The sequence below is a fragment of the Chitinophaga sp. genome, from assembly GCF_035564935.1.
Lineage (GTDB): Bacteria > Bacteroidota > Bacteroidia > Chitinophagales > Chitinophagaceae > Chitinophaga.
Genome location: NZ_DATMTE010000788.1, coordinates 1 through 5,408, shown reverse-complemented (window position 1 = coordinate 5,408; position 5,408 = coordinate 1). Strand labels below are relative to the sequence as shown.

Annotated in this window: 6 protein-coding genes; 3 read left to right on the top strand and 3 right to left on the bottom strand. The window is 49.9% G+C overall.

The annotated features are described in order from the left end of the window. The first annotated feature begins 194 nt into the window (after positions 1–194). Positions 195–665, top strand: a complete 471-nt coding sequence (locus tag VN105_RS20405; RefSeq protein WP_325643647.1) for a hypothetical protein — start codon at positions 195–197, stop codon at positions 663–665. Between the two features lie 37 nt (positions 666–702). Here the strand turns inward: VN105_RS20405 and bla are convergent, their stop codons facing one another. Next, complete coding sequence (gene bla / locus VN105_RS20400; RefSeq protein ID WP_325643645.1) at positions 703–1,602, bottom strand: class A beta-lactamase; 900 nt, start codon at positions 1,600–1,602, stop codon at positions 703–705. 117 nt (positions 1,603–1,719) lie between these two features. On the opposite strand from bla, the gene proB reads away from it, so the two are divergent. After that, entirely contained in the window at positions 1,720–2,754 is a 1,035-nt protein-coding gene (gene proB / locus VN105_RS20395) for a glutamate 5-kinase (RefSeq protein WP_325643643.1), read from the top strand. A gap of 12 nt (positions 2,755–2,766) precedes the next feature. After that, complete coding sequence (locus tag VN105_RS20390; protein WP_325643641.1) at positions 2,767–4,014, top strand: glutamate-5-semialdehyde dehydrogenase; 1,248 nt, start codon at positions 2,767–2,769, stop codon at positions 4,012–4,014. A 29-nt stretch (positions 4,015–4,043) separates the two neighbouring features. On the opposite strand, the gene VN105_RS20385 is transcribed toward VN105_RS20390, so the two are convergent. Then, the gene (locus VN105_RS20385) at positions 4,044–5,117 is read right to left on the bottom strand and encodes a class I fructose-bisphosphate aldolase (protein WP_325643639.1); all 1,074 of its coding nucleotides are present in this window, start codon (positions 5,115–5,117) and stop codon (positions 4,044–4,046) included. Positions 5,118–5,179: 62 nt separating this feature from the next. Continuing rightward, positions 5,180–5,344 carry a hypothetical protein gene (locus VN105_RS20380; protein WP_325643637.1) on the bottom strand — a complete coding sequence of 55 codons (165 nt, stop codon included), beginning with the start codon at positions 5,342–5,344 and terminating at the stop codon, positions 5,180–5,182. Between the last annotated feature and the right edge of the window lie 64 nt (positions 5,345–5,408).

The window sequence follows — 5,408 nt, the reverse complement described above, 5'->3', positions numbered from 1 at the left end:
CTGCTCTTCCGGCAGGCCGCCGGCCTGGCCATACTACTTTTAAACAGGCACTTTCGCCGGTATCCCCTTTGAATTGCTGCCTAACCAACTACCCATGTATGAACATACCTGCATAGTTGCATCCGGCATATTTTATACTATCTTTAGGCGCCTGCACTGCATAAAGTGTAACGGATATGCCAAACACTATGACTATGAAAACCATGAAAAAGCACCTTATTTTACCTGTAACACTCCTTACTTTTGCAGCCTGCCACGAAAGTAAAACACCGGAGGAAAAAATTCCGACAGATGCTGCACCGCCGGCGCAAACCATTACTGAAAGCGCCAGCCAGATTAAAGATCCCTGCGCCATATTGCATACGCCCGACAGTATCCAGCTGGAACATCTCAAAAAAGATAACGGGGAAGAAGCGTTTTATACCATCAATGAAGATTACCAGAACTATATGGCGGACGCGCGCGCCTTTCTCGAAGAAAAAGGCGTAAAGATCATTGAGCCCACCGGGGGAAAGATCAGTTTTCATGCTGCAAAAGGAGGCGCCACCACGCTTAATCTCAGCGATGTAAAATACAATTGGGAAATGTGGTTATTTGATGGCGACAAACTCCATAAAGTAGATATCATGGATATTGAAAACGAGTATAAGAAATACATGAAGTAATTTTCAGCAGGCAGTTTCAACAATGAAACTGCCTTTTTTATTTACGCCAGTGGTCATACGCCGCTTTGGCAATTTTAGCGATAGTTCCCTCCCGCTCCTCTTCACTGGCTTTCGAATCAGATACAAATACCGTAATAGCCAGATGCCGCCCGTTTGGCAACGTAATAATCCCCACATCATTGGTGGCGCGGGTCAACCCGTTCCTGGTACCGGAAGTACCGGTTTTATGCGCTACCACCGTGCCTGCAGGCAGCAACCCTTTCAATCTTTTTGCCCCGGGTTTCGACGTGATCATAAGATCCATTAAATAGTTTTTGCTGCTGTCGGATAATACCGGTTCCGTGTAAAATATTTTCAGCAGCTGTGTCATAGCCATGGGCGTGGCCCAATTCTTATACTGGATCATTTCATCAGGCACCTGCACTTTTTCCGTAGTGGCAATCACTACCTGCTTCACGCCAAGGCCGTGTACATATGCAGCTGCTTTGGCCGTGCCACCCAGTAAGCGTAATAATACATCGCAGGCGCTGCCATCGCTGGCGCGGATATTATGGCTGATCAGTTCCGATAATGTCATGTCAAAATTTCCTTCAGGATGCAGATCCCGGATCAGGCTGGCGCCATTTTCCGGTATCAGGTCGTTTTTGGTAACATGAACGGGTTGATCCGGGCGAAACCGGCGCTGGTCTACCTGGTGGAGCATAGCCATGGCAATCGGGAATTTGTACACGCTCTGCATAGGAAAATGTCCGTCGCGGTTAAACGAAACCGTGTCCCTCGTTTCCAGGATTTCTGCATATACTCCAACTTTTCCTGATATATTTCCGGCAATGCCTGCAATTTGCTGACGGAGCGTTTGCTGGCCGCTGGCCATTGGGAGATAGATAACGGAAGCAGCCACAGTGGCTGTTATAAATAGGACGACATGCTTTATCATATAGCAGGTTTAATCAATACAAAAACCAAATTAAAGGCTTTTCCGGCAACGGGGATAAATTATGCATTTAGAATTTCGCCGCCTTAATATTATTTTAGGCGTCAAATAGCGCAGAAATTGAGTAAACCGATATTAGTTATAAAATTTGGGACAGCGTCGATCACCCATCAGAACGGTGACCTCGACGAGACGGTGATTGCCGGTATAGCACGGCAGGTAGCAGAATTACATGCAAACTATCATATAGTGCTGGTATCGTCCGGGGCGGTGGCCGCAGGAAAACAGTTCCTGCGCCAATACAACGGTACCATCAGTGAGCGGAAAGCCGCAGCAGCAGTGGGTAACCCGCTACTGCTGAATAAATACAGCCGTTATTTCGCACCTTATAGTATCGCCGTGGCGCAAAGCCTTTGTGAACGCCAGCATTTTTCCGACAGGAACCAGTTCCTTCAGCTCAAGCGCACTTACGAAGAACTATGGGCCAGCAACATCATTCCCATTGCCAATGAAAATGATGTGGTGAGCAGTCTGGAGCTGAAATTTTCCGATAACGATGAACTGGCTACACTCATTGCTGTAGGCTTTGGCGCATCGCTGCTGTTGTTCAGTACTTCCGTTGCCGGCGTGCTGGACAGAACAGGACAGGTAGTGCCGCAGATAGACGTGATTGATAAAGCAGCGCTTGGACTGGCAGATAAAGAGAAATCCGCCCTTGGTTTAGGCGGCATGGTATCCAAGCTCACCTTTGCCCGCCTGGCCACCAGGATGGGCATCAGGGTGGTTATTTTCGGCATCCGTACGGAAGACGGGATCCTCAATGCCATTGCAGGTAAAACAGGCACCTTGTGCCTGCCACAGCCCTGCAGCATGCCGGCCCGGAAAAAATGGCTGGCCAGCGGCAGCCTGGTTACCGGCCGGATACAGGTAGATGCCGGCGCACAGCGGGCGCTGGAAAAGCGACATAGCCTGCTTGCCGTAGGCGTTCAGGCCGTACTGGAGAAATTTGAATGCGGGGAAGTGATCGAAATGGTGAATGAAGAAAATGTTGCCATTGCTGTAGGCCGCGCAAAAATTGCATCAGACGTGCTCGATGCCCAACCTAAAGCACAAAATATTGAAGTGGCGCACGCCGATGATATTGTGCTGTTATAAAGATAAATGACCATGCAAACTATACAACCTTTACTGGAAAAAGCACAGCAGTCGGCCGTTTCCATCCGTACCCTCCCTGATGCACAGAAACAGGCATTGCTGCAAAGACTGGCAGCAGTGATCCTGATCCGTTCGGAAGACATTATCGCAGAAAATAAAAAAGACCTGGACCGCATGGCGGATGAAGATCCCAAAAAGGACCGGTTGCTGCTTACCACGGCACGTATCCGCGACCTTGCCTCCAGCCTGGAAGATATTGCCGGCCTGCCGGATCCTGCGAATGTATTGGTGCTGGAAAGAACGCTGGACAATGGCCTCCTGGTGCAAAAGAAAACCGTGCCGCTCGGCGTGGTGGGCGTAATATATGAATCCCGGCCCAATGTAACGGTAGACGTGGCGGCGCTTTGTATCCGCTCCGGCAACGTATGCGTGCTGCGTGGCGGTACGGATGCTTTTTATACGAACACCATTCTTGTAACGCTGATACAGGAAGTATTGAAACAGTTTGAAGTAGATGAACATGCTGTACAATTGCTGCCTGCAGACCGCAGCCTGGTAATGGAAATGCTCACGGCCGTAAAATATATCGATATCATTATACCGCGTGGCTCAGAGCAACTGATCGAGTTTGTGCGCACCAACTCCAGGGTACCGGTCATTGAAACCGGTGCAGGGGTATGTCATACCTACGTGGAAAAAACAGCCGACCTGCAGCAGGCGGCCGCCATTGTTACCAATGCAAAAGTATCACGCCCGTCAGTATGCAATTCACTTGATACCGTACTGGTAGATGAAGCCGTGGCTGCCGGTTTCCTGGCGCTGCTGGCGCCACAGCTGCAGCATTACGCGGTAGACGTATATGCGGACCCGTTAGCTTTCGCCATCCTGCAGAAAAATAATTACCCGCATCTTTTTGCGGCGCAGCCGGAAGATTTCGGCAGGGAATTTCTTTCGCTGAAATGTTCCGTAAAAGTTGTGCCCGGCATTGACGCGGCGCTGTCGCATATCCAGCAATATTCTTCCCGTCACTCTGAAGCGATCATTTCCCGCGACAACACACTCAGCGAGCGTTTTCTCAACGAAGTAGACGCTGCAGCCGTATACGTGAACGCCTCTACGCGGTTCACAGATGGCGGTGTATTTGGCCTGGGCGCGGAAATAGGGATCTCCACGCAGAAACTCCATGCGCGCGGACCTTTTGCACTCGAAAAACTGGTAACGGAAAAATGGTTTGTACGTGGTAACGGCCAGGTAAGATGAGCGGAGGGAATGTCCCTCCACTCTTCCCGTCAGGCAATCGTTATCTGTTCATTCAGGTATACATCCTGGATGGCGTTCAATAATGCAGCGCCTTCCGCCATTGGACGCTGGAAGGCTTTGCGCCCGGAGATCAGTCCCATGCCGCCGGCCCTTTTGTTGATCACGGCAGTGCGTACCGCTTCCGCCAGATCGGCCTCTCCTTCAGAAGCGCCTCCTGAATTGATAAGCCCCATACGCCCCATGTAACAGTTAGCAACCTGGTAGCGGCACAGGTCAATGGGATTATCTGAAGTAAGCGTGGTATAAATGCGTTCATCCAGTTTACCGTAGGAAGAAGATCCCGTATTCAGCGCTTTGTAGCCGCCATTTACCACCGGCAGTTTCTGTTTGATAATATCCGCCTGTATAGTCACCCCGAGGTGATTTGCCTGCCCGGTAAGATCCGCGGCAAGATGATAATCCACATCTTTCTTAAAAGCATCATTACGCAGGTAACACCAGAGAATAGTGGCCATGCCCAGTTCATGCGCCCTTGCAAAAGCGCGGGATACTTCCACGATCTGCCTGTCCGACTGATCGGAGCCAAAATAAATAGTGGCGCCCACTGCTGCCGCGCCCAGGTTCCAGGCTTCTTCCACTGTGCCGTACATCACCTGGTCCGCCCGGTTGGGATAAGTAAGCAGTTCGTTATGATTGATCTTTACAATAAAAGGGATGCGGTGCGCATAGCTGCGGGATACCGATGCCAACACGCCAAAAGTGGAGGCTACTGCGTTACAACCGCCTTCTATGGCGAGTTTCACAATATTTTCGGGATCAAAATAAGCCGGGTATTTAGCAAAAGAGGCGCCTGCGCTGTGTTCCACGCCCTGGTCTACCGGGAGTATGGACATATAGCCCGTGCCGCCAAGACGGCCGTGCCCAAACAGCTGACCTAAGCTGCGCAGCACTTGGGGGTTACGGCTGGAAGCCCGATAAATGCTGTTCACCGTATCCGGTCCCGGCAGATGCAGCAAGTCTTTGCTGATGGTTTTGCTTTCATGTTGCAGCAGGGTATCGCTTTCTTTGCCCAGCAATTCACTGATTTTTTCGAAGGATAACATAAGCATGACTTTTTTGATACGCCTAATTTAAGGATTTAATACTGCACACACATTCTTCCGGTTCAATAAGGAGTACCTTCCGGACGGGGTTGTTCTTCCCGTTCTTCCGTTACCATTTCCGTGCTTTCAAATGCGCCGCCTGAACCATCATGGATAACGGGTTCCGGTTTTATTTCCTCTTCTTTTTTTACTGGCTTTTCTTCGTTGGGATTGATACTCATTTCCATGATAACAAAGGTACTGATTACTTGTAAACCGGTATAAATGTGTCATATGTATCAGTAATTTAAC

What these genes read in the sequence shown, in the direction of transcription:
- VN105_RS20405 (WP_325643647.1), top strand. Translation starts at nt 195, where the DNA reads ATGAAAACCATGAAAAAGCACCTTATTTTACCTGTAACACTCCTTACT.
- bla (WP_325643645.1), bottom strand. Translation starts at nt 1,602, where the DNA reads ATGATAAAGCATGTCGTCCTATTTATAACAGCCACTGTGGCTGCTTCC.
- VN105_RS20390 (WP_325643641.1), top strand. Translation starts at nt 2,767, where the DNA reads ATGCAAACTATACAACCTTTACTGGAAAAAGCACAGCAGTCGGCCGTT.
- VN105_RS20385 (WP_325643639.1), bottom strand. Translation starts at nt 5,117, where the DNA reads ATGTTATCCTTCGAAAAAATCAGTGAATTGCTGGGCAAAGAAAGCGAT.
- VN105_RS20380 (WP_325643637.1), bottom strand. Translation starts at nt 5,344, where the DNA reads ATGGAAATGAGTATCAATCCCAACGAAGAAAAGCCAGTAAAAAAAGAA.